This window comes from Nannocystis bainbridge, from assembly GCF_028368995.1.
GTDB classification, from domain to species: domain Bacteria; phylum Myxococcota_A; class Polyangia; order Nannocystales; family Nannocystaceae; genus Nannocystis; species Nannocystis bainbridge.
In genome coordinates this window covers 3,272,837-3,295,800 of record NZ_JAQNDL010000001.1, presented here as the reverse complement: position 1 = coordinate 3,295,800, position 22,964 = coordinate 3,272,837, and the positions used below count along the sequence as shown (strand labels likewise).

The following is a 22,964-nucleotide window of genomic DNA, read 5'->3' as shown; positions in this document are numbered from 1 at the left end:
CCGGCTCCCTCCTGACAGTTTCCGCTACACTTTCGCGCATGCCCCTTCGGTCCGTGCCACGCGCCCTGTCCGTCTTGACCCTCGCGCTCGTCGCTTGTGGTCCCTCGCCCGAAGCAGCGCCGGCGAAGCCGACCGCCGAGCCCGTGAAGTCGACGACACCCGCGGCAGCGCCGACGCCGGCCCCGGCGGGGGGGGTGCAGCTCTCGACCAATGCACCGGCCTCGTCCGTGGCCGACCCGTCATGGTTCTCGCCGGCGTTGCTGCCGGGCGCGAGCGTGACGAAGAAGGGGCGCTCGCCCACCGATGACCAGGGCCGCTTCACGTCGCAAATTCTGTTCGCCTTTCCGGCCGGCGCCACCTTGAAAGACTGCGTCGACCCACTGGCCGCGGCGCTGGCGAAGATCGTGCCCACCGTGCAGCGCGAGGAGAAGGACGGCCGCGTGACGCTGACCGGCGACACCGCCGAGCAGCACGTCATGTTCATGTGCGGCGACGCCAACGGCACGCTCACGTCCTTCGTCAGCTACCGCTGGACGCAACCTCCGCCGGCCGCGCCCTAGGGCCGCATCGTCGGCGGAGGTCGAGAGCCCGCGAGCGCGGGGTCGACGTGCCCCGGTGCGGGGCCCGCATCCTTCTTCCAGCAGTTGGCTGGCGCCTCGCGCGGGCGAGCACTCGCGGGCCCGCGGGCCTCGCATCATCTTCGAGGTCGCGCGCTCTCACGCGAGCAAGGACCGAGGGCCTCGCATCGACTTCGCAGCCGCGCCGCGCTCACGCGAGCGAGGGACGCGGGCCTCGCGTCGACTTCGCAGCCGCGCCGCGCTCACGCGAGCGAGCGACGCGGTCTTCGCATCGACTTCGCAGCCGCGTCGCACCACGCGAGACCGCGGGGCTTCGCAACTTCGGCGCGCCGCGCTCGCGCGAGGCCGCGGGCCTCGCATCGACTTCGCAGCCGTGACGCACCCGCGCGACCGAGCGCCCGCCTGCGGGCCCTCACTTCTTCTTGCTGGGCGCGCGCCGCTGCTCTCGCGCGCGCTCCTTCTGAAATTTCTTGGCGGCCGGATTGTTGCGGTTGGCCTTCGGCGCGGGCTGGCCGTCGGGGGCGAACCGCGGCGCCGTCTCGCCGACTTCGGGGATCGTCTGCCCCTCGCAGAACTGCAGCATCTGCAGCAGGCCCGCGTTGAGGAACGGCGCCACGCCGAGCATCATCCGCTTCTCGATCTGCATCAACGCCACCTGCTGGCGCACCGGCAGGCGGATGTTGCGGGCTTGCACCTTGGCGAACCCCGGGCTGCGCGGGTCCGCGGCTTCGGGGTCGCCGACCACGAAGTGCATGCGGCACACGTTGGGTCGCACGTCCCAGACGCGGCAGCGGTGGGTCTGCGGGTCGAGCAGCGGGCACAGGTCGCCGCGCTGGGCGAACGCCAGCCGGCCCTGCTCGACCGCCGTGTCCGTCATCGCGATCTTCTCCGGGTCCTTGCCGGTGTGACGCTGCTGGATCTCCTTGAACTGCGCCTCACCGAGCTCGGCCAGGCGCTTGGCCACCTCAGCGAAGTCACGCCACGGGCGGATCGTGCGGTAGATCAGCAGCGCCTCGACCCCGCTGACGCCGACCGGCTGCTCGTGGCAGCAGCGGAACCCCTCCGGCGTGCCGGGGCGGGCGGCTGACCCGAGGTTCATGTGCTTCGAGACAGCCTCGACGTAGGCGTCGTAGGCGGCGACGAAGCGGGCGGCGGCCGCGTAGAAGCCCTTGGGGGCGCGCTTGTTCAGGGCGATGTCGGCGAGCCCCGGCAGCGCGGCGAGCTCGTCGAGGGCGGCCTGGATGGCGGCGACCTGCGGCTCGGTGGCCTTGCGGACTGCCCGTGGGATGCGGGTGATCTGGTCGCGCGGCATTGTCGGCCGGCGGCCGAGGAGGCGCTTGAAGAGAGCCAGGACCATGGGCGGCGACTTCTTAGCAGAGGGGCAGAGCTTTTTCACGGGCGTGCGCCTGCGGCCCGGTTGCACGGCCTGGCTCGCGCGGTTAGCGTTGCCGCCGATGTCGACCTCACGCACCCTCCTCGGCCGCCGTCCTGCGGTCTTCGCCCTGTTCGTCGCGCTCGCCTCGTCCCCGCTCGCCTGCAAGAAGGGCGCCGACTCGGCCGGTCCGGACGGGGCGGGCGGCTCCGGCGAAGTGGCCAAGGGGGGCACCGAGCTGCGCTACAAGGCCGGCCCGGTCAAGCTGCGGGCCGACGTCAAGTTCAGCTTCAAGGCGACCTCGCCCCAGGGCGTCAACGAGGCCTCGGGCGACCTGTCCGGCCTGCTCGACGTGAGCGACGCCGGCGGCGGCAAGCTCAAGGTCGGCCTGACCGTGGCCGAGGTCCGCGAGTTCGTGCTCGGCAAGGACATGTTGCCGCCGCCCAAGGAGGGTGAGACGCCGGTCGACCCCAAGGCCGCGGTCCAGAGCTTCACCGGCGCCTTCGTCGCCGACAACCGCGGCGAGCTCGACGAGGCCGGGACCAAGGCGCTGCCGGAGACGGCGGCCGCCAAGGAGAAGAAGGGCGTCGAGGCCGCGGTCGGCGGCTTCGCCACCGGCGTGCTCGGCCTGCCGGAGCTGCCGAAGGCCGCGCTGGTCGAGGGCAAGACGGTGGAGACCACCGAGCGCAAGGACGAGAACCTGCAGGGTCTGGTGATCCCGGTCGACACCACCAGCAAGTTCACGCTGGTCAAGATCGACAGCTCCTCGGGCAAGCGCATCGCCGAGGTCAAGTACGAGTCCGAGTCGTCCGGCGCGGTCGAGCAGGGCAAGCAGATGATCACCCTCGACGTCGCCGCCGAGGGCACCGTCCTGTTCAACCTCGACGAGCAGCTGCCGGTCCGCCGCACCTCGTCGTCGACCACCAACATCTCGGCCGGGCAGATGAACGTCGAGATCGTCAACTCCATCGACTCGACCTTCACGCCCGCGTGAGGTCGGCGGTCCTCCGCCCCTCGAGGTCGCCATGACCGAACCAGTGCGCGCCGTCGTCCTCCTCAGCGGCGGCCTCGACTCGACGACCGTGCTGGCGCTCGCCGCCAGCGAGGGGCGCGAGACCTACGCGCTCAGCTTCCGCTACGGCCAGCGCCACGAGGTCGAGCTCGAGAGCGCCGCGCGCCAGGCGGCCCGCTTCGGCGCGCGCGCCCACGAGGTCGTCGACCTGGCCCACCTCGGCCGCCTCGTCGCCGCCGGCACCTCGCTGCTGCAGGCCAGCAGCGCAGCTGTCCCCAAGGACAGCCAGCCCGTCGCCGGCGAGATCCCCAGCACCTACGTCCCCGCCCGCAACACCCTCTTCCTCGCCTACGCGCTCGGCTGGGCCGAGGTCCTCGGCGCTGGCGAGATCTGGGTCGGCGTCAACGCGGTCGACTACTCCGGCTACCCCGACTGCCGCCCCGAGTTCCTGGCCGCGTTCGAGCGCCTCGCCGCCGAGGCCACCCGCGCCGGGGTCGAGGGCAAGCCGCTGCGCGTGCGCGCGCCGCTGATCGACTGGTCCAAGCGCCAGATCATCGAAGCGGGCCAGGCCGCCGGGGTCGACTACGCCGACACGGTGTCCTGCTACGACCCGCGGGTCGAAGACGACCGCCCGCGCGCCTGCGGCCGCTGCGAAAGCTGCCGCCTGCGCCGCGACGGCTTCGTCGCCGCCGGCGTGGAAGACCCGACGCGCTACGTGTGAGGCGATCTGTCCGCACGGACAGGTCCCTTCGCGCCACCGTATCAGCCTGTCCCGAAAGACGTGTCGCTCGCTCGCAGCGAGCCGACCTGTCCGCATGGACAGGTTCGCACGTCTCAGCCTGTTACGACAGACAGGTCGGTCGCCCCGCCGGAACGACTCGAGCCGTCCTCGCGGACCTGCCTGCCCGTCTCAGCCTGTCCCGACGGACAGGCCGCCGAGCGAGTCGCTCAGCCCACGCGGACCGGCTCATGCGGCCGCGGGCTTCGACCGAGCGCTCGCGCGGCCGGGCTCCCGGCCGCGCCGGCGGCGATCAGAACTCGCGCACGCCGGGGATCACGTCCGCGGCGGGCTTCGGCTTGCTGGTGTCTTCTTCTTTCTTCGCCTCGAAGGTGTTGTGGTCCTCGGGGAAGTGGCCTGACCAGTAGAGCAGGCGGCCGCAGGACTCGCAGGCGGGGATCTCCCGGCCCTTGAGCAGGCGGGTGTACATGATGTGCGGGATGACCATCTTGCAGGCGGTGCAGCGCTCGCGGTGGGCGGCGACGAACGCCACGCCGCCGAGGCGCCTGCGGATCCGCTCGTAGGAGGCCAGCGTCTCGCGGTCGATGTCCTTGACCAGGCGGGTGCGGACCTTCTTGGCCTTGTCGATCGACTCGTTCAGGCGGCCCTGCTCCTCGCCGAGCTTGGTCTTCTCGGCATCGGCGGTCTGGCGCAGCGCCTGCAGCGCGGCGTCCATCTTGGCGATCTGGGCCTCGGTCTTGTGGACCGCCTCCTGCAGCTTGCCGATCTCGCCGGTGCGGGTCTGGACCATGCGGCGGGTCGTCTCGAGCTCGCGCTGCTGGGCGTTGAGCTCGCGGGCGGTCTTGATCGCGCCGAGCTTGGCCTTGCTGCTGCGGATCAGGTCCTCTTCGTCGTGGAGCTGCATCTCCTGCCGCTGCTGGAACGAGCGCGTGTCGTCGAGCTTGCTGCGCTCGCTGGAGAGCATCTGCTCGAGCTTGTGCAGGTCGGTGTCGAGGGTGACGATCCGGCTGGGGATCTCGCTCAGGCGCCGCTCCATCAGGGTGAGGCGACGGTCCTGACGTTGCAGCGTACGAAGGGCGGGGATTTGCGGGTGGATATCTGTCATGGGGGACGCCTGTGGGTGGGCCCACCTGGGCTTGAACCAGGGACCAACCGGTTATGAGCCGGCCGCTCTGACCGACTGAGCTATGGGCCCGTGCGACGCTGGGGGGATCGTCATCGCCAGAGTAGGTAACGGAGGGCGTGGACGTCAAACTCGACGCCATTGCGCATTCGCCGCGGGCGCGCCTTCCGCTGCTCGTCGCGGCCGCCCAGGTGGCCCGCGCTGCCGTTGCTCGGTGTGCATCGTGATAGTGTGCGCGACCCGTGGCCACAGACGCCAGCGAACTCAGCAAGGGCGGCCTTTCTCTCGGCTTTGCCAAGCTCTTCTTCCTGCTCGCCGGCTACGCCGTTTCGATCGCCCTGACGCGCCTCGTGCCTCCAGGCACGTTCGGCGATTACACGGTCGTCAGCCAGATCATCGCCATCCCGAACATGGTGCTGATCCAGACGCTGCTGTTCGCGGTCAGTCGTCCGATGTCGGCCGAGTTCGACGCCGGCCTGCCGTCCTACGACGAGCTCCGGCGGCGGGGCTTCCGCCTGGCCGGCGTGCTCGGCGGTCTGGTCGCCCTCGTCTTCATCCTCGGCGCCGACCTGCTCGCCACCCACGCGCTGCGCGACCCGTCGCTGGCCGGCGCGCTGCGTGTGGTCGGCATCATCCCGCTGATCTACGCCGCCTACGCGGTCAACGTCGGCACGCTCAACGCCGTCCGCAAATTCCAGTTCCAGGCCGGCCTCGACATCTTCATGGCGATGACGAAGACGACGCTGATCGTCGGCGCCGCGGCCATGGGCTTCGGGCTGGCCGAGATCCTCGGCGGCTTCACCTTCGCGTCGCTGCTGGCCTTCGGCCTGTCGATCGTGTTCGTCAGCCGCAGCCGCCCGCGCGCCGCCGGCGGCGCCGCCGGCCCGCTGCCGGCGATGGCCGAGTTCACCGGCCTCCTGCTGGTGTTCACCGCCGGCGTCAACCTGCTGCAGGCGCTCGACCTGGTGCTGCTCAAGCAGTTCACCACCTCGCAGGCGCAGAAGGACGCCGTCGGCTTCTACTCGAGCGCCAACCTGGTCGCGCGCGTGCCCTACAGCATGATGAACGCGGTCAGCCTGGTGATGTTCCCGCTGATCGCGACGCTGCAGGCGCAGAGCGACCGGGCCCAGATCGAGCGCTACGTCACCGCGACCGCCAAGATCAGCGTGTTCCTGCTGTGCTTCATGAGCAGCGTCGGCGCCGGCGCGGCGCCCGAGGTCCAGCGGCTGCTGTTCCCGGCCGCCTACGGCGAGGCCGCGGGCGAGCTGCGGCTCCTGGTGTGGGGCATGTCGGGCTACTCGCTCACGGTCACGGCGGCGTGGATCTTCAACAGCACCCGCCGCTCGCGGCTGGCGCTGCTGCTGATCGCGGTGCCGCTGCTGGTCGTCGGCGCGGCCGGCCTCGTGCTGGTGCCGCAGAGCTTCACCTCGGGCGCGGCCACGGCGGTGGCGATCGGCGGGGCCGCCGGCGCGGTCGTCAGCCTGATCGCGCTGGCCCGCAGCCTCGGGGCGGCGCTCTCGCCGGTCTACCTGCTCAAGCTGCTGGCGGCCGTCGCCCTGGTCGAGGCCGCGTCGCGGGCGTGGGCGCCGACCAGCAAGCTCCTCATCATCGTCAAGCTGGCGCTGCTCGCCGCCGTGTTCCTCGGCGCCGTCGCCGTCACCCGCGCCGTCACGCCGGCGGAGCTCCGCGAGCTCCGCAAGAAGCGTGCTCCTTAGGACATGTCCCAAAAGCCCTGGCTCATCATCTCCAAGCCGCTGCGGACGCCGTTCCGCGACGGCAGCACCGTGCTGCTGCGCGACCTGGTGCAGCACATGCCGGAGAGCCGGCAGCTGGCCTATCTCGGCGACCCGGCGGCGCCGCTGCGGCCCACAGGCGACCGGGTGATCGGCGCGCCGCCGGCCGGCTACGCGCCGACGATGACCGACAAGCTGCGGGCGCTGGCGGCGATGCTGCGCCACCCGGGCATGCCGGTGCACCTGTCCTTTACGCCAGGCAAGGCGACGGCGGCGGTGGTGTCGCTGCTGCGCCGGCTGCAGCCGCGGCGGCTGTTCGTGCAGAGCTTGATGTCGTCGCACGAGGCCGAGGCCTGGACCCCGCTGCTGCGCCCGCTCGACGCGGTGGTCGCCCTGTCCCACGGGACAGCCCGGCGCCTGCGCGACGCCGGCGTGCCCGAGAACAAGATCGCCACGATCCGCCCGGCCGTGGCCGCCACCGCGGCCGACCACCCGACCGAGGTCGCCGGCCGCAAGCGCCTGCTCTACGCCGGTGACCTCGATCGCGACATCGCCGCGCGCCTGGTGGCGCTGGCCCGCGCGACCGCGGCGAGCGGCTGGTCGCTGACGATCGCGTGCCGACCGAAAGCAGAGGGCGACGCGGAGGCGCGCGCAGGGATCCAGCGCGACCTGGCCGGCGAGCTGGCGTCGGGCCGGGTGGAGCTGCTGGCCGAGGTGGCCGACATGGACGCGCTGTACCGCCGCAGCGCGCTGCAGCTGTTCGCGGCCACGCACACGCGCAAGAAGGTCGATCTGCCGCTGGCGCTGCTCGAGGGCCTGGCCCGCGGGGTGCCGGCCGCGATCGTCGATGTCTCGCCGGCGGCGGAGCTGCTGCACGTGGGCCACGGCGCGGGCCTGCGCGCGGGCCTGGCCGCGCCGGCCGAGCCCGACGCGTTCGCCCGCGCGATCGCGGAGGTGGTCCACGGCGACCACGTCGCCTCGTGGTCCGAAGCCGCCGCGACCCTGGCGGCCCGCGAGTTCTCGCTGACACAGATGGCGAGCCGCTACGACGCGCTCTACAGCGATCTCGAGCAGAAGCGCCGCAAGTGAGCCGGTGATAGCGAGGCACGGCGGCCCGAGTGCTCGCGGGGATCCGCGCCTTCTTGAATCACGCCGGTATCATGAACATGTCCCCGGGGACAGGCTGATTCGGCCCGGTCGATGCCCCGCGAGCATCTCATCGATGCGCCACGCGGTCGCTGCGTTGTGCTTATGGACATGTCCTCGGGGACAGGTCTGGTTCGAGGTCCCGCGGGCAGGTTCCTCGCCACGGGTCGCCGGTGCTCACTCGCGCCACGCGATCATCGCTAGGCACGTATGGACATGTCCTCGGGGACATGTTGTGGGATGGTTCGAGGTCTCGCTGCCAGGTTGATCGCAGCGGTCCGCCGGCACGCGCCACGCGATCGCCGCGACGCACGCATCAACCTTCGCCGAGCACCGCCGCGACGTAGTCCGTCGGCGGCCGCGCGCGCAGCTCGTCCGCGGTGCCGCGGGCCGTGAGGCGGCCGGCCTCGACCACCAGCAGCTCGTCGGCGAGGGCGATCGCGTCGCGCACGTCGTGGCTGACGATCACGCAGATAGCAGCGGCCTCGGCCAGCCAGCCGGCCAGCAGCCTGCGGGCCTGCGCGCGCGCCGAGACGTCGAGCGCGGCCAGCGGCTCGTCGAGCAGGAGCAGGGCAGGGCGGCAGATCATCGCCCGCGCCAACGCGACCCGCTGGGCCTGCCCGCCCGACAGCGCGGCCGGCCGCAGGTCGCCGACCTCGCCGACGCCGAGCCGCTCGAGCCACGCCTGCGCCTCGGCCCGCGCCCGCGCCCGCGCGACCCCACGCGCTCGCGGTCCGTAGGCGACGTTGTCGCGCGCGCTCAGATGTCCGAACAGACAGTACCCTTGGAACATGACCCCGAGGCCACGTTCCTGCGGCGACAGGCGCACGCGCGCCGCCGGCCGCTCGAGCGTGCGCCCTGCGAGCACGACCTCGCCGCGCGCGAGCGGCACCAGCCCGGCGAGCGCTTCGACGAGGGTCGACTTGCCGGCCCCGTTGGGCCCGAGCACCGCGACCGTGGCGCCCGGCGCCAGCGCGAACTGCAGCTCGAGCGCGAACCCGCCGCGCCGCACCGCGATGTCGGCGACCAGGCCTGCTGTCATCGCCGAGGTGCTTCGTGATGCGCGGTCGGGTCGAGCGCGATCGCTGTGTTCCGAGTCCCGCATCGCTCACCCCCCTTTAAAAAAATGGCCGCGCAGGGCCGCGAGGAGGGCCAGCGACACCGCCAGCAGGATCAGGCTGAGGGCGACCGCGCCGTCGGGGCTGGTATGCAGGGCCTCGTAGACCGCGAGCGGCATCGTCTGCGTGCGGCCCTGCAGGTTGCCGGCGAACGTGATCGTCGCCCCGAACTCGCCGAGCGCGCGGGCCCAGCACAGCGCCAGGCCGGCGACCAGGCTCGGGCGGATCGCCGGCAGCACCACCGTGGCGACGATGCGCAGCCGGCTCGCGCCCAGCGTCGCCGCCGCTTGCTCGAGCCGTGGGTCGAGCCCTCGCAGCGCGCCCTCGACGGTGATCACCAAAAACGGCGCCGCCACGAACGTGGCCGCCAGCACCGCCGCGCCGGTCGTGTACGGCAAGATGACCCCGAGGCCATGTTCCAGCGGACCGCCGAGCAGGCCGCGGCGGCCGAACGCCGCCAGCAGCGCCGTGCCGCCGACCACCGGCGGCAGCACCATCGGCAGCGTCACCAGCGCCCGCGCCAGCCCGCGGCCCGGGAACGGCAGCCGCGCCAGCGCGTACGCCAGCGGCAGCCCGAGCAGCAGCGACAGCCCGGCCGCGGTCAGCGACACCGTCAGCGACAGCCGCAGCGCCGTCTGCACCGCCGGCGCCGTCAGCTGCCGCCACACCTCGGCGGGCGCGACCCGGACCAGCAGGCCGACCAGCGGCAGCGCGAAGAACACCACCGCCGCGCCGGCGAGCAGGCCGATCGCCAGGTTCGCGTGCCCGGGGCGACCGGGCTTCAAGGACATGTCGTCCAAGACAGGTACCTCGGGACAGCCCGATCACGGCGGGAGGAAGCCGCGCTTGCCGAGCGCCGCGGCCCCGGCCGGGCCGGCGACCAGGTCGACGAACGCGGCGGCGAGCTCGGGCTGCCGGCTGTCGGCGAGGGCCGCGATCTCGTACGCCGGCACGACGTCGTCGGCGCCGGCCAGGGTCACGGTGCGCAGCTTGTCCGCCAGCTCCGCGGTGACGTCGGTGGCGTAGACGATGCCCGCGTCGGCCTCGCCGGTGGCGACCTTGCCGACCACCCCGCGCACGTTCTCCTCGTTGGACACGACGTTGGCGAGGGCCGCTTCGCGCACCCCGAGGCGGTTCAGGGCCTCGCGCGCGTAGGCGCCGACCGGCACGGTCTCGCCGGCGAGGATCAGCCGCAGGCCGGCGCGCGACAGGTCGGCCGGCCCCTGGATCGACGGATCGTTCGCCGGCGTGACGATCACCAGCTTGTTCCTGGCGAACACCCGCGCCGGCTGCATCCGGCTCGACGCGGCCGCGCGCTCCATCTGCGCCCGGTCGGCCGAGGCGAACACGTCCGCCGGCGCGCCGGCGACGATCTGCGCGGCCAGGGTCTGCGAGCCGGCGAAGTTGAAGACCACGTCGACGCCCGGGTGCTGCGCCTCGAAGCCGGCCTCGAGGTCGGTGAAGGCCTCCTTCAGGGACATGGCCGCGGCGACATGCACCACGCGCTCGGCGGGCGCGCCCGAGCAGCCGCCCAGCGTCAGCGCCCCGAGCAGGACGACGCGGCGCGCGGCGCTTCGGGGCCTGGTCATGCCGCGAAGCGTAGCGAGGCCGCGCGCCGGCCGGCAAGCGCTTTGTCGCGCGCTCACGCGGCCGCCCGGCCGCCCGACGGCGCGACGCGCTGCGGCAGCCCGCCTGGCACACGGCTGCCGCGGCCTCGCTGTCGCATGGCGTCGAGCTCGGCCGATGCGCAGCAGCCCAGGCCGCACTGGCGGAGCCGACCTCGGCTGCCGCGACGGCCACGATCGCCGAACGGCCTCAGCCGCGCTCGTCCAGCAGCGCGCGGGCGATCACCAGCTTCTGCACCTCGGTCGCGCCCTCGTAGATCCGCAGGGCGCGGATCTCCCGGTAGAGCCGCTCCGGCACCTCGCCCACCGTCACGCCGAGGCCGCCGAAGCTCTGCACCGCGCGATCGATCGCTCGCTGCGCCGACTCCGTCGCGTGCATCTTCGCCATCGCCGCCATGTCGGACGTCGCGTGTCCGGCGTCGCGGGCTCCGGCCGCGCGGTACACCAGCAGCTGCGCCGCCAGCTGATCGGTCGCCAGGTCGGCGAGCGCGAACTGCAGGCCCTGCTGCTCCGCCAGCGGCTTGCCGAACTGGACCCGGCGCTTGAGGTGGGCCACCGTCTCGGCCAGCGCGCGGTCGGCCAGGCCGAGGGCCGCCGCGCCGACGCTGACGCGGAACACGTCGAGGTTGCCGAGCGCCAGCTTGAGGCCCGCGCCGGGCTCGCCGACGCGGTGGGCCGCGGGCACGAACACCCGCTCGAGCTTGACCGTGCCGATCGGGTGCGGCGCCAGCACGCGCGTGCGGATGACCGAAAGGCCAGGTGCGTCGCCGGCCACGAAGAACGCCGAGAAGCGCGGCTTGCCCTCGCCGGCCTCGCGGGCGAACACCACGTAGCTGTCGGCCAGCCCGGCGTTGCTGATGAAGCACTTGCTGCCGTCGAGCACCACCCCGCCGTCGACCGTGGTCGCCAGCGTGCGCAGGTTCTTGACGTCGGACCCGGCCTCCGGCTCGGTCAGGGCGAACGCGCAGATCGTCGCGCCGCTGGCCACGCGCGGCAGCACGTAGCGGCGCAGCGACTCGTCGGCGGCCAGCGCCAGCGGGAACGAGCCCAGGCCCTGCATGACGAAGGCGGTGTCGAGCGCCCCGCTCTCGCGCGCGAGCCACTGGCGGATCAGGCAGATGGCGGTCGACGACAGCGCCGACGCCCGGGCCTCGCCCTCGCCGAGCTCGGCGCCGCCCCAGGCCGCCGGCACCACCCACTCGAGCAGCCCGGCCGTCGCCAGCCGCTTGAGGTACACGCGCGCGGCGGCGTCCTCGCCGGCCTCCTCGTCGACCGGCCGGGCCCGCAGGTCGGTTACGAAGACCGCCAGCGCGTCCTCGAGCGGCCGCCAGCGCGCCGCGTCCAGCAGCCCGAGCGCCCGCTCGGTCACGTAGGGCGTGTGCAACATGTTCATCGGGACAGGCTCCTCGAGGCGGACAGGATGATGCCGGCGTGCGGGTGAAGGCGGTTCATCGGGGCGGGCTCCTCAGGACATCGGGCGTCGGCGCGGGGTGGGCTCGTCTCTCGGGACATGCTCTCGGGGACATGCTCTCGAAGACATGCTCTCGAAGACATGCTCTCAGCGCCAGGTCGGCGGGCGCTTGGCCTGGCGGGCCTGGTCGGCCTCGGCGAAGTCGGGGTGTTGCATGCACAGGGTCTGGGCCTGGGCCTCGGCCTCGATCGCCGCGGTGAAGTCCATGTCGAGCTCCTGCTGCAGCATCGTCTTGGTCATGCGGGCGGCGAAGTGGGGCCCGTCGGCCACCCGCTTGGCCAGCGCGAACGCGGCCCGGTCGACCGCGTCGCGGTCGGGCTCGTCCTCGACCACCTGGGTGGCCAGCCCGATCTGCGCGCAGCGGTCGGCCGTCACCCGGTCGCCGAGCAGCAGGATCTCGCTCGCGTGGCCGAGGCCGACCACCCGCGGCAGCAGCCAGCTCGCGCCCATGTCGGCGCCCGACAGCCCGACCTGCGGGAACAGGAACGAGAAGAAGGAGCCCTTGCCCATCACCCGCAGGTCGCTCGCCAGGGCCATCACCGCGCCGGCGCCGGCGGCCACGCGCTTGACGCTGGCGACGATCGGCAGCTTGCAGCGGCGCATCGCGTGGATCAGCTCCCCCGTCATCCGCGTGAACCGCAGCAGCGCCTCGGCGTCGCGCTCGAACAGCCGGGTGATGATGTCGTCGACGTCGCCGCCGCCGCAGAACGCCCGCCCCGCGCCCTGCAGCACCAGCGCCCGCGCCCCGCCCTCGGCGTGGGCCCGGCGGTCGATCACCGTGAACAGGTCGGTCAGCTCGCGGTAGACCTGGAACGTCAGCGCGTTGAAGCGATCGGGCCGCGTCAGGGTGATGACCCCGACGCGCTCGCGCTCCTCGTACGAAAAGCTCTCGGGGCGCGGCAGCGGCAGGGCACGCAGGTCGGGGTCGGTCACGCCCGATCTGGTAGCACGGCGAGCCCCTGGATCTCCACCTTCGCCCGCGGCTCGAGCAGCCCCGCCACCTCGACCAGCGCCATCGCCGGATAGTGGCGCCCCATCAGCTCGCGGTACGCGGCGCCCACCGCGGCCAGCTCGGCGATGTACTCGCGCTTGTCGGTGACGTAGACCGTCAGCGAGATCACGTGCTCCGGCCGCCCGCCCGCCGCGGTCACCACCGCCACCACGTTGGCCAGCGCCTGGCGGAATTGCGCCGCGAACTCGTCCGACACGAGCTGCTCGCGCGCGTCCCAGGCGATCATGCCGGCGATCGCCAGCAGCTCGCCGCGCGCCGCCATGCCGTTGCTGTAGCCGCGCGGCCGCTGCCAGCCGTCGGGGAGGATCGAGCGCGCATGCTCCGGGCCGCCTGAGGTCATCGCCGACGAGCTTCGCACGGGCTCGACAAATCCTCCACACTTCGCCGCGAGCGCGCTGCTACCGTCGAACGAGAGCCCGCGTATGTCGCCTCGTGAACGCACCAGCCCGGCGATCCTCGTCATCGAAGACGACCCCGCGATCGCGGCGGGCGTCGTGCGGGGGCTCAAGGGCGCCGGCTTCGAAGTCGAGCTCGCCCACGACGGCAGCCGCGGGGCCGAGCAGGCGCTGGCGCGCCCGTTCGACCTCGTCATCCTCGACCTCATGCTGCCCGAGCTCGGCGGCTTCGAGGTGCTCGAGCTGTGGCGCGGCCGGCTGTCGACCCCGGTGATCGTCCTCAGCGCCCGCACCGAGCTCGAGGCCCGCCTGCAGGCCTTCGCCGGCGGCGCCGTCGACTACCTGCCCAAGCCGTTCTGGTTCGAGGAGCTGCTGGCCCGCGTGCGCGCCCGCCTGCGCCTGCCCGACGCGGGCGGGCCGACCCGCCGCCTGGCCTGGGACGACGCCGTCCTCGACCTCGACGCTCGCAGCGTCACCCTCGCCGGCGAGCCGCTCGGCCTCACCGCCCACGAGTTCAACGTCCTCGCGTACCTGGTCGAAAGGCCATCTCGCGCGATCACCCGGCGACAGCTGGCCGAGGCCGCGCTGCCGGCCGGGGGCGACCGCAGCGAGCGCACCGTCGACTCGCACGTCGCCCGCATCCGTCGCAAGCTCGGCGCCGCCGGCGGGCGGATCGCCACGGTGTGGGGCATCGGCTACCGCTTCGACGCCCCGGAGGCGAAGTGAGCCGGATCCTCCGCGGCCTGTCCGGGCGGGTGTTCCTGGCCGCGGCGATCTGCGCCGGCCTCAGCGTCGCCGTGGTCGCGGTGGTGATGCCGTCGCTGTTCATCGAGCAGGCGATCCGGCGCATCGGCGTGCTGACGCCGCAGCTCGACGCGATCTCGCTGGCGCAGTGCGAGCGCGACCCGGGCCGCTTCATCGCGCAGCACGGTCCGGAGCTCGACCTCGTCGTCTACGACGAAGACCTGCGGCCCGCGGTCGCCGGCACCGAACCGATCGATCTGCAGCTGTTCGCGCGCCTGCAAGCCGGCGAGACCGCGCCGGCGCGCATGTATTTCTTCCAGCCGTGGGGCGGCGCCAGTCTGCGCCGCGCCGCCGACCACGGCCCGTGCGCTCTGGTCCAGCTGCGCTGGCGGCTCAGCCCGTCCGAGCGGCGGTTCGCCCTGCTCATCATCTTCGGCCTGCTCGCCTTCAGCGTCGCCGCGGCGGTCGGCCTCGCCAGCTTCTTCGCCGTGCGGCCGATGGCCCTGCGGCTCGAGAAGCTGCGCCGCGCCACCGAGCAGGTCGGGCAGGCCGCCGGCTACGCGTCCGCCGGCGACCCCGCGCGCGACGACCTCGGCCAATTGTCGGCCCTGCTCGACCAGGCCCACGCGCGCATCGCCGCCGACGCCGCCCGCATGGAGGCCCGCCACCGCGCGCTCGAGCAGCACCTCGCCAACATCGCCCACGACCTGCGCACCCCGCTGGCCTCGCTGCAGATCGCGCTCGAGCAGGTGGCCGCCGACGCGCGCCCGGCCGAGGATCAGGGCCTCGTCCGCGGGGCGATCGGCGATGTCGTTTACATGGGCTCGCTCATCGACAACCTCTACCTGGCGTGCCGCCTGCAAGAGGGCGCCGACCCGCTCCACGGCGACCTCCGCGTGGACCTTTGCGCCCTCGTCGACCGCGTCGCCCGCCGCTTCGCCGCGCTCGGACGCACCCGCGGCATCGAGGTCCACGACGCCCGCCCCGACGCCGCGCTGTGGGCCCGCTGCAACCCGGCGATGGCCGAGCAAGCGCTGGCCAACCTCGTGCACAACGCGGTCGCCCACGGCGAGCCCGGCGGCCACGTGGCGATCCTGCTCGAAGAGACGGGTGATTCCGGGGCCGAGTTCACGCTCACGGTCGTCGACGACGGCCCCGGCGTGCCCCCGGCCGACCTGCCGAAGATCGGCGACCGCACCTTCCGCACCGACGAGGCCCGCCGCCGCGACCCGAAGGGCGGCGGCCTCGGCCTGGCGATCTCGCAAGAGGTGTGCAGCCGCGCCGGCTTCACGCTGACGCTCGCGGGTGAGCTGCCCCGCGGCCTGCGAGCGACGCTCCGCGGCCCCATCAGCGGCCCGCCGCAGTCGTCGTAGCGCGGCGCCTCCACACACTCTCCATACCTCGCGTGCTGAACTCGAGGTCATGCAGCGCATCACCGCCATCCTCCCGCTCGGCCTCCTCCTCGTCGCTTGCGGCGACGCCCCGGGCGACGGCTCCGACACTGCCGTCGACGCCGCGAGCACCTCGACCACCGGCGAGGCCGCGGCCGTCACCTACTGGCGCGACGTCAAGGCGATCCTCGACGCCAAGTGCGTCGGCTGTCACAGCCCCGGCAACCTCGCCCCGTTCTCGCTCGCGTCGTACGCCGAAGCCAGCGCCGTCGCCAGCGCGCTGCCGGCCTCGCTCATGACCGGGACCATGCCGCCGTGGCCGCCCGACGCCGCCTGCGGCACCTATCTCCACGACCGCTCGATCGACGACGAAGCGCGCCAGACCCTGCTCGACTGGGTCGAGCTCGGCGCACCCGAGGGCGACCCAGCCGACGCTCCCGCGCCCGCGCAGGCGCCCGAGCCGATCGAGTTCGACATCGACCTCCAGTTGCCCGAGCCCTACACCCCGACGATCGCGCCCGATGAGTACCGCTGCTTCCTGCTGCCCTGGCCCGAAGACGAGGAGACCTTCATCACCGCGCTCAGCGTGACTCCGGGCGAGCGGCAGATCGTGCATCACGTGATCGCCTTCGCCGTCCCGCCCGAGCAGGCTGAGACCTATCGCGCGCTCGACGACGCCGACCCCGATCCCGGCTATCTCTGCTACGGCGGCCCGGGCGGCGATCAGGTCGGCGGACGGATCCCCTGGCTCGGCGCCTGGGTGCCCGGAGGTGACCCCGGGGACATGCCCGAAGGGACAGGAATCAAAGTGCAGCCGGGTTCGCTCGTCGCGGTGCAGATGCACTACCACACCTACCCGGGCGCCAAGCCCGATCAGTCGCGGATCCAGATCCGCACCGCCGCGAGCGTCGACAAGGTCGCGGTGATGATGCCGTTCACCAACCCTGCGTGGGTCCAGGGCAGCGAGCCGATGCTGATCCCCGCCGGCGAGGCCGGCGTCGTCCACAGCTTCACCGCCGACGTCAGCAACTACCTCCCGCTGCTGTTCCCCGACGGCGGGCTGCAGGCGGGCGATCCCTTCGTCGTCCACGCCGCCGCGCTGCACATGCACACCCGCGGCGTGCGCGGCTCGCTGGCCGTCACCGGCGGGCAAAACAGTTGTTTGCTGGACATCCCGCGCTGGGACTTCAACTGGCAGGGCAGCTACCAGCTCACCGCCCCCGTGACCGTCCGTCCCGGCGATCAGCTGCGCCTCGAGTGCGAGTGGGACAACACGGCCGCCAACCAGCCGGTCGAAAACGGCGTGCAGATGCAGCCCAAGGACATCCTATGGGGCGAGGGCACCGGCGACGAGATGTGCCTCGGCATCGTCTACGTCACCGGCGTGTGAGGCGTGACGAATTGACCTGATTTCCAGGTCGCAGCGTTCGATTTCCTTGCTGCGAGATCCTCCGCGCGGGCGGACCTGCCCGATCGCACCACCGAGCGCGCCGATGCCTCGGCGCGTCGGCGGGTGGCGAATCGACCTGGCCTTGCCGCCAGGTCGCAGCCTTCTATTCCCTTGCTGCGAGCACCGGCGGACCTGCCGATCGCGCAGGATTGACTTCGCCAGGAAGCGACCGAGCGCCCGATGCCTCGGCGCCGGCGGGCGCCGAATCAACCTGGCCTTTCCACCAGGTCGCCGCGGTCGATTCCCTTGCTGCGAAGACCCGGCCGACCTGCCTGATCGCACATGCGAGAATGTTCAGGTGGGGCCGTCGCAGGAGGGGACGAGCGCCTGCTGTCGGTTCGGCCCGGGCGGGCGCGAGGCGGCCGTCCCTGGGCTTTTCGTTCGCCGATCGAAATCGCGCATGGTACCCTGGCGGGGATGTTGCGCCTCGCGCCTGTCGTCCTCGGCCTGGGTCCGCTGATCGCCCTCGCCGGTTGTACGCTCGACTGGGATCGGGTCTCGCAGCAAGGCCACGATCTGCCGTCCCTGACGACCGGCTCGACCGGCGACGGGGCCACGACGCCGGACGCGAGCACGAGCGCCGACGCGAGCACGGCCGACGACGGCACCACATCCGGCGCGGCGACGACGGTCAGCACGGCGACGAGCGGCGGGAGTGCGAGCGACGGCGCGACCGGAACCACCGGCGACGACGACGGCAAGGCGGTACCGGTCGAGGTCGAGGTCATTCTAAATTCCCCGTCGCCGATGCTCCACGTCGGTGAGGTGCAGGTCTCGGTGTGGACGTCGCGGCCGGTCGCGTCCATCGATGTCTTCGATGGTGATGTGCCGCTGGTGCTCGGCGCAGCGCCGGCGAATCCCGTGCACGTGTTCGAGGTGACCTCGGACGTCGTCCCCGGCGACGGCACGCATACGCTCCGCGCCGTCGCCCACGCGGCCGACGGCGTCAGCGGCGAGGGCATGGAGGAGTTGATGATCGACGTCCAGCCCGGCGGCAGCGACGTCTGGCCGCCCTACGTCAAGGCCGGGCCGATCAACGGTTTTACCAGCGCGGCGATGCTCGGCAACGGGATCGCGGTGGCGGGCTTCTTCGAGACGAACGACGACCTCGAGGCCGTGGCGGTGCGCGTCGACGGCACGAAGGGCCAGCCGGAGGGCAGCCCGATCCACCTCGGCCCGGTCGCGGTGTCCGGCGGCGGGCGTGGGCCGGCGATCGCGGTCGGCGACGACGACGCGGCGTTCGTGGCGTGGACGTTCCCCGACAAGGGCTCGACGCGCTGGGCGGTGTCGCGGGTGAAGTTCGGCGAGCCGAAGGAGCAGACGTGGATCGGTCTGCTCGGGACTTCGGTAAATGCCCTGATCGTGGTGGATGACTCGCTGGTCCTCGTCGGCGCGGACGAGGTCAAGCCGGGCACGCACGACCTCAAGGTCTGGTGGGTCTCGGCCACGGGCGGCGAACAGCAGGACGAACGGACGTTCGCAGCCTCACCCGCGGAGGACAAGCTCAACGATTGGGACGAGGTCGCTCGCGGCGTGGCGCTCGTCGGCGACGAGATCGTCGTGGTCGGTGAACGAATGACCAAGAACGAGGACGACGTCGAGGTCCAACGGACCGTGGTGTTGCGCTACGGCCTGGACGGCGCGTCGCTCGGCGCGTGGACCTCGCCCGGCGAGCTGATGGACGAGGACGTGGCAATGGCCGTGGCGCCGCTGCGCGAGGGGGGGTTCGTGGTCACGGGCTGGGGTCGTGACCTCGGTTTCAAAAACCGGCTCTTGCTGACGCGCTGGTTCACGGCCGCGGGCGCGCCCGGGCCCGTGCGCATCGAGCCGTCGTCGAGTGACTCGGTCGGCTACGCTGTCGGCGAGGATCGCGAGGGCAAGATCATCGTCGCCGGCGCGGCGGTGAAGCCCCTGCAAGACGCCGACTCGTGGATCCTCGCCATCCCTGGCCCGGCGGGCGCGCCCGCATGGGAGGTGGTCCGCAGCGGGCCAGGCCAGGGACCCGACGAGGCCGCGGGCCTTGCGATCGACAGCTGGGGTTACGTGTATGTCGCCGGCAGCGAGTTCGGCGGGCTCCAGCCGCAGGCGTTCGCGCTGCGCCTGTACCCGTAGCTACTGCGGCGCGAACACTTCGCACTGCTCCGTGATTTTCGCGGCGGCGGCGGCGAAGTAGTCGCCGTAGCCCTCGGCGCAGATCGAGCCGAACACGGAGTGCGGCATGAGTGTGGTCCAGGTTCGAAGGTTGTGTTCGACCCCGATGGTGTTGCCGCACAGGGCGCCCGGGAGATCGATGTCGGTCGAGATGACGAGGAGCACGACCGCGTCCGCGTCGCCGCCCTTTGCCTCCACCAATGTGGCGGCCCAGTCCTCCGGGGTGCCGTCGCTGAAGTTGTCGTAGGTGTCCTGGATGGCGACGACGACGAGCAGGGCGTCCGCGCGGAGGAAGCCCTCGTTGCACCCGCCGGGCCCGTCGAGGTCGTCGGCGAGCGCGAGGACGGTGGTCTCGGCGACGCCGTCAGCGCCGTTGATCCCCATCGAGGCGATGCAGGTGAACGCGTCCTCGAGCATGGGCTGGCCAGCGTTGATGTAGCGGAGGCCGCTGGCGAGCTCGCAGCGCTCGTTGCTGGCGTGCTTGCCGATCGGGTAGGTGACGCCGGCGCCGCGGATGGAGTCGCAGGGCTCCGGCGATACGCCGCACGGGTACTCGGGCAGGTCTTCGCACACGTCTTGACAGCCGACGCAGCTCGGATAGCCCCAGAACCCGGACGTGTTCGAGGACAGGATGTGGTAGTCGAAGTCCGCGAATTCGCTCTCGAGCGTCGCCATGAAGCTGGAGAAGCTCGCCTTCAGGCGCGCTTGCTTGACCTCCATGGTCGGCGCGCTGCTGATCGTGAACAGGAAGTCGACCTTGCCCTTGCAACCCGGGGGCGGTCCGTCGCCGGCGTCGGGGATCGTGCCGAGGTCGGGGACGCTGCTGGAGCTCGTGGTGCTGGTCGAACTGTCGGAACTCGCCGAGCTCCCCGCGGCCGAGTCCTCCGAGCCGTTCGAACTCGACGTCGAGCTCGAAGTGCCCGAGCCGCTCGAGCTGGTCCCCTGCGGCACGGTGGTGATGCTCGAGCTGAAGCCCGTCTGCTGCCCGTCGCCGTTGTTGCACGCGGCAGCGCTCAGGGAGACGGCGATGAGGGTGACGAGGCGCACCACGACTCACACAATAGCGCAGTCCCCGGCCCAGGGCAGCTGGCAGAACCGGGGCCCTTTTTTATTGGCTCAGGAACCGCTCTTTCCCACGAGGCCGACGCGTTCGAGACGGTGGCGACGAACCGGCCGCGCATGGGCCCCAGCCGCGAGCGTCGCGCTGCGCCTCTTCCCCTGGCGGCCACTGCGGCGGGAATCGCAAGGGTCGTCGCCGTGGCCGTCAGCGCAGTTCGAGGTCCAGCCCTTGGACGGCCTCGTGCTCCGCCGCTCTCCGGGTGCATCGTTGTGGATCCGCGGATGCCGTTCACTGCACCACACATCGGCGGTGAGGCGCGGGTATGCTCCGTCGCGTGACGATCACCCGGACGCTCCTCAAGCGGACCCTCCGCGACGTCGAGAGCATCGACGTCTTCGCCGCGGTCGACGACGACGCCCTCGCCGAGTTCTCCCCGCGCGACGAGGGTGAGGGGTACGGCTTCGTCTACTGGGGTCGGGCGGCCGACGGGGCCTTCGACAGCAAGGGCGCGCTCGTGCGGCCCTTGCCGATGTGGTGGGGCGCCTCGCGGGCCGAGCTGCAGATGGCCTTTGCGCGGCGCAATTTGGTCGTGCGCATCGAGGAGAGCAAGAAGCAGCGCGACGACTACGCCGAGCACGGCACCCTCGTGCTCAGCCCGGCCTCCGAAGGCGCCACCTCCGATCTGATCGAGCTCATCGAAGTGTTCGCGGCGCTCGGCAAGCGCAAGGTGCTCGCCTTCCCGTGCGCCGGTTCGACCCAGAGCGCGGGCTGGGAGATCGTCGCCGAGCGCGAGCGCAGCCCGGAGCAGACCGCCGTGTTCTGGCACGAGCAGTCGCACGACGCCTTCGACGCCTTCGGGCGCCTCACCGGGAAGCTCCACCTCCACTGGCGCGGCGACGCCGGGCGCGTGTGCGATGCGCTGGTCGAGGCCGGCTTCGTCGTCGATCGGCCGAAGTCGGACCAGCAGTCGATCGTCGTCCGGCCGACCGGCAGCGAGGCCCCGGACATCGAGCGCTTCGCCGACGCTCTGGCTGCCAACCCGGCCCCCGTCGCTGCCAAGCCTGCTCGCAAGGCGAAGGCCCCGGCCGGCCCGTTCGCCGCGCTACACCGCTATCGCGGCCCCGATCGCACCAAGCCGATTCATCGCCTGCGCTTCGATCCGTCCGGTACCTGGCTGGTGGTCGCGCAGTCGCCCGATCGCGGCGGGCCCGATCATCTGCTGAGCCGCGTCGATATCGCCACCGGCGAGCGCCAGCGGACCTTCGCGCCCAAGTGCGACGCGTGGGAGTGCGGCGGCATCGATTTTCTGCCCGACGGCCGCATGGTGTTCAGCTTGCAAGACAGCGGCGCGCGCGTGCTGGTGTGGGAGCCGGACCGCGACGTCGAGCGCGAGGTCGCCTACGACGAGTACTCGCCCCTGACGAGCGTCTCGCTCTCGAGCATCGATGCCGCCGGCGAGATCCTCGCGCTGGTGACGGGGACCGGCGTCGCGCTGCGCACGATCTCGAAGCCCGGCGCTGCTGTCTGGCCCGAGCGCGCGCGCGTCGGCGGTCCCCCGCCGAGCACCTACCCGATCGCCCTGGTGTCTCCCGACGGCCAGCACGTGCTGTGGGGTGAATACGGCGGCAGCCAGATCCGCTGGGTCGCTGTCGCTGGCGGACGCACCGTCTGGAAGCAGGAGCCGACCCACAACGGCGGCGCGCTCGATCAACTGTGCTTCGATCCGTCCGGCGAGCACCTCGTCGTGCTGTGCCGGCTCAGCGGTTGGTCCGCCACCGCCCAGTGGTTGCAGAGCTACGCCCTCGCCAAGGGCAAGCCCGCCCACGCCGCCCTGCAGAAGGCCAGCCAGGGCGTGACGACCTTCGCCTTCCACCCCGACGGCAAGCGAGTGGCGATCGGCAAGCTCGACGGCGAGCTGGTGCTGCTCGCCTACCCGGGCGGCGAGCTGCTGGCCAGCCAGAAGGTCTTTGAAAAGAAGGGCCGCGTCACCGCGATCGCCTTCGACCCGGCCGGCGCGCGCATGGCCGTCGGCTCCGAGAAGGGCGAGATCGCCGTGCTCGCGGTGCCGGCTCCGGAGTGACGCCCTGCGCCCGTAGGATGTCTCATCGGACAGGTCGCCGGCGCGCCCCGGATGCTTCCCGGACTTCTCCCTGGACTGCGATCCGGAGCCGAGCGGCTATCATGGCCGCATGGCGCAGACGACCGTCCCGACCCGGGTGCAAGAGATGTTCGCGCGGATGCGCGTGCATCAGCAGGCGCGGTACGGGGACGAAAGCCTGCCCGCGATGGAGACGGTCTTCGGCGCCGAGGTCGAGCGATTCCCCAGCGCCTCCGTCCTCGCCGCCGCCTTCACGGTCTTTCAAGGCAGCCTCGCCGAGGGCGTGATCGTGCAACTACCGGCGCTGATGCGCCGCTTGACCTACCGCGACCTCGTCGACGCCTTCATCGAGATGAGCCACGACGACCTGGCGATCTACCACTACAGCTGGTTCTTGCCGAAGCTGTTCGGCATCGATCCGCCGGCGATGGTGGAGCGACACCCCGAGCTCCGCGAGGCCCTCGGCCACAACCTGCGCCACGTCGTCCGCGTGACGGCACGGCCGAACGAGTGGTCGCAAGAGTACCTGGCCGACCGCGGCACCTCGCAGCCGGAGCTGCTCGCGCGGATGCAGCAGCAAGGCGCGCCGATGGTCGAGCGGTGACTCGCCGCAGCCCGAGACTTCGGCGGTGAGTCGCCGCGGTCCGATGACTCGCCGGCCATTGTCGCGAGACGGTGATTCATCGAGGTCGAGACCTCGCCGTCACTGAGGCGCCGAGAACTTCGGGCGGAGATTCGTCGCGGTC

At 72.1% G+C, this 22,964-nt stretch carries 20 protein-coding genes and 1 tRNA gene; 11 read left to right on the top strand and 10 right to left on the bottom strand.

Annotated features, from left to right (window positions below):
* Positions 1-38: 38 nt before the first annotated feature.
* On the top strand, positions 39-560 hold the full coding sequence (locus POL25_RS12865; RefSeq protein WP_272086274.1) for a hypothetical protein: 522 nt from the start codon (positions 39-41) through the stop codon (positions 558-560).
* A 430-nt stretch (positions 561-990) separates the two neighbouring features.
* Here POL25_RS12865 and POL25_RS12860 read toward each other — a convergent pair whose 3' ends face one another.
* Positions 991-1,935, bottom strand: coding sequence for a YkgJ family cysteine cluster protein (locus POL25_RS12860; RefSeq protein ID WP_272086273.1), 945 nt, complete (start codon positions 1,933-1,935; stop codon positions 991-993).
* Between the two features lie 97 nt (positions 1,936-2,032).
* Between POL25_RS12860 and POL25_RS12855 the strand changes: the two genes are divergently transcribed.
* Positions 2,033-2,944: a hypothetical protein gene (locus POL25_RS12855; RefSeq protein WP_272086272.1), complete on the top strand. Its 912-nt coding sequence runs from the start codon at positions 2,033-2,035 to the stop codon at positions 2,942-2,944.
* Between the two features lie 31 nt (positions 2,945-2,975).
* Positions 2,976-3,683, top strand: a complete 708-nt coding sequence (queC, locus tag POL25_RS12850) for a 7-cyano-7-deazaguanine synthase QueC (protein WP_272086271.1) — start codon at positions 2,976-2,978, stop codon at positions 3,681-3,683.
* Between the two features lie 310 nt (positions 3,684-3,993).
* Here the strand turns inward: queC and POL25_RS12845 are convergent, their stop codons facing one another.
* Complete coding sequence (locus POL25_RS12845; protein ID WP_272086270.1) at positions 3,994-4,806, bottom strand: zinc ribbon domain-containing protein; 813 nt, start codon at positions 4,804-4,806, stop codon at positions 3,994-3,996.
* Between the two features lie 16 nt (positions 4,807-4,822).
* Positions 4,823-4,896 (bottom strand) — tRNA-Ile (locus POL25_RS12840).
* Between the two features lie 170 nt (positions 4,897-5,066).
* On the opposite strand from POL25_RS12840, the gene POL25_RS12835 reads away from it, so the two are divergent.
* Both POL25_RS12835 and POL25_RS12830 read left to right on the top strand, forming a co-directional pair.
* Positions 5,067-6,539: a lipopolysaccharide biosynthesis protein gene (locus POL25_RS12835; protein WP_272086269.1), complete on the top strand. Its 1,473-nt coding sequence runs from the start codon at positions 5,067-5,069 to the stop codon at positions 6,537-6,539.
* Between the two features lie 3 nt (positions 6,540-6,542).
* Positions 6,543-7,646, top strand: coding sequence for a glycosyltransferase (locus POL25_RS12830; RefSeq protein WP_272086268.1), 1,104 nt, complete (start codon positions 6,543-6,545; stop codon positions 7,644-7,646).
* A 373-nt stretch (positions 7,647-8,019) separates the two neighbouring features.
* Here the strand turns inward: POL25_RS12830 and POL25_RS12825 are convergent, their stop codons facing one another.
* The 6 genes from POL25_RS12825 to POL25_RS12800 all read right to left on the bottom strand — a co-directional run bounded on the left by POL25_RS12825 (position 8,020) and on the right by POL25_RS12800 (position 13,269).
* On the bottom strand, positions 8,020-8,745 hold the full coding sequence (locus POL25_RS12825) for an ABC transporter ATP-binding protein (RefSeq protein ID WP_272086267.1): 726 nt from the start codon (positions 8,743-8,745) through the stop codon (positions 8,020-8,022).
* Positions 8,746-8,811: 66 nt separating this feature from the next.
* Complete coding sequence (locus tag POL25_RS12820) at positions 8,812-9,612, bottom strand: ABC transporter permease (RefSeq protein ID WP_272086266.1); 801 nt, start codon at positions 9,610-9,612, stop codon at positions 8,812-8,814.
* Between the two features lie 33 nt (positions 9,613-9,645).
* Positions 9,646-10,410, bottom strand: a complete 765-nt coding sequence (gene modA / locus POL25_RS12815; RefSeq protein WP_272086265.1) for a molybdate ABC transporter substrate-binding protein — start codon at positions 10,408-10,410, stop codon at positions 9,646-9,648.
* 226 nt (positions 10,411-10,636) lie between these two features.
* Complete coding sequence (locus tag POL25_RS12810) at positions 10,637-11,833, bottom strand: acyl-CoA dehydrogenase family protein (RefSeq protein WP_272086264.1); 1,197 nt, start codon at positions 11,831-11,833, stop codon at positions 10,637-10,639.
* Between the two features lie 171 nt (positions 11,834-12,004).
* Positions 12,005-12,850: an enoyl-CoA hydratase family protein gene (locus tag POL25_RS12805; RefSeq protein WP_272086263.1), complete on the bottom strand. Its 846-nt coding sequence runs from the start codon at positions 12,848-12,850 to the stop codon at positions 12,005-12,007.
* Positions 12,847-13,269, bottom strand: coding sequence for a RidA family protein (locus POL25_RS12800; RefSeq protein WP_272086262.1), 423 nt, complete (start codon positions 13,267-13,269; stop codon positions 12,847-12,849). The genes POL25_RS12805 and POL25_RS12800 overlap by 4 nt, the downstream gene beginning before the upstream one ends.
* A gap of 82 nt (positions 13,270-13,351) precedes the next feature.
* Here POL25_RS12800 and POL25_RS12795 point away from each other — a divergent pair, with 82 nt between their 5' ends.
* From POL25_RS12795 to POL25_RS12780, 4 genes are all read left to right on the top strand, one after another.
* Positions 13,352-14,050, top strand: a complete 699-nt coding sequence (locus POL25_RS12795; RefSeq protein WP_272086261.1) for a response regulator transcription factor — start codon at positions 13,352-13,354, stop codon at positions 14,048-14,050.
* On the top strand, positions 14,047-15,441 hold the full coding sequence (locus POL25_RS44260) for a sensor histidine kinase (RefSeq protein ID WP_272086260.1): 1,395 nt from the start codon (positions 14,047-14,049) through the stop codon (positions 15,439-15,441). Before POL25_RS12795 ends, POL25_RS44260 begins: the two co-directional genes overlap by 4 nt.
* 49 nt (positions 15,442-15,490) lie before the next feature.
* Positions 15,491-16,849 carry a monooxygenase gene (locus tag POL25_RS12785; RefSeq protein WP_272086259.1) on the top strand — a complete coding sequence of 453 codons (1,359 nt, stop codon included), beginning with the start codon at positions 15,491-15,493 and terminating at the stop codon, positions 16,847-16,849.
* 477 nt (positions 16,850-17,326) lie between these two features.
* Positions 17,327-19,021 (top strand): hypothetical protein, encoded by a 1,695-nt coding sequence (locus POL25_RS12780; protein WP_272086258.1) that lies wholly within the window; start codon positions 17,327-17,329, stop codon positions 19,019-19,021.
* Here the strand turns inward: POL25_RS12780 and POL25_RS12775 are convergent, their stop codons facing one another.
* The gene (locus tag POL25_RS12775; RefSeq protein ID WP_272086257.1) at positions 19,022-20,110 is read right to left on the bottom strand and encodes a hypothetical protein; all 1,089 of its coding nucleotides are present in this window, start codon (positions 20,108-20,110) and stop codon (positions 19,022-19,024) included.
* Positions 20,111-20,454: 344 nt separating this feature from the next.
* Here POL25_RS12775 and POL25_RS12770 point away from each other — a divergent pair, with 344 nt between their 5' ends.
* Entirely contained in the window at positions 20,455-22,200 is a 1,746-nt protein-coding gene (locus tag POL25_RS12770) for a WD40 repeat domain-containing protein (protein ID WP_272086256.1), read from the top strand.
* A gap of 109 nt (positions 22,201-22,309) precedes the next feature.
* On the top strand, positions 22,310-22,822 hold the full coding sequence (locus POL25_RS12765; protein ID WP_272086255.1) for a hypothetical protein: 513 nt from the start codon (positions 22,310-22,312) through the stop codon (positions 22,820-22,822).
* Positions 22,823-22,964: the final 142 nt, after the last annotated feature.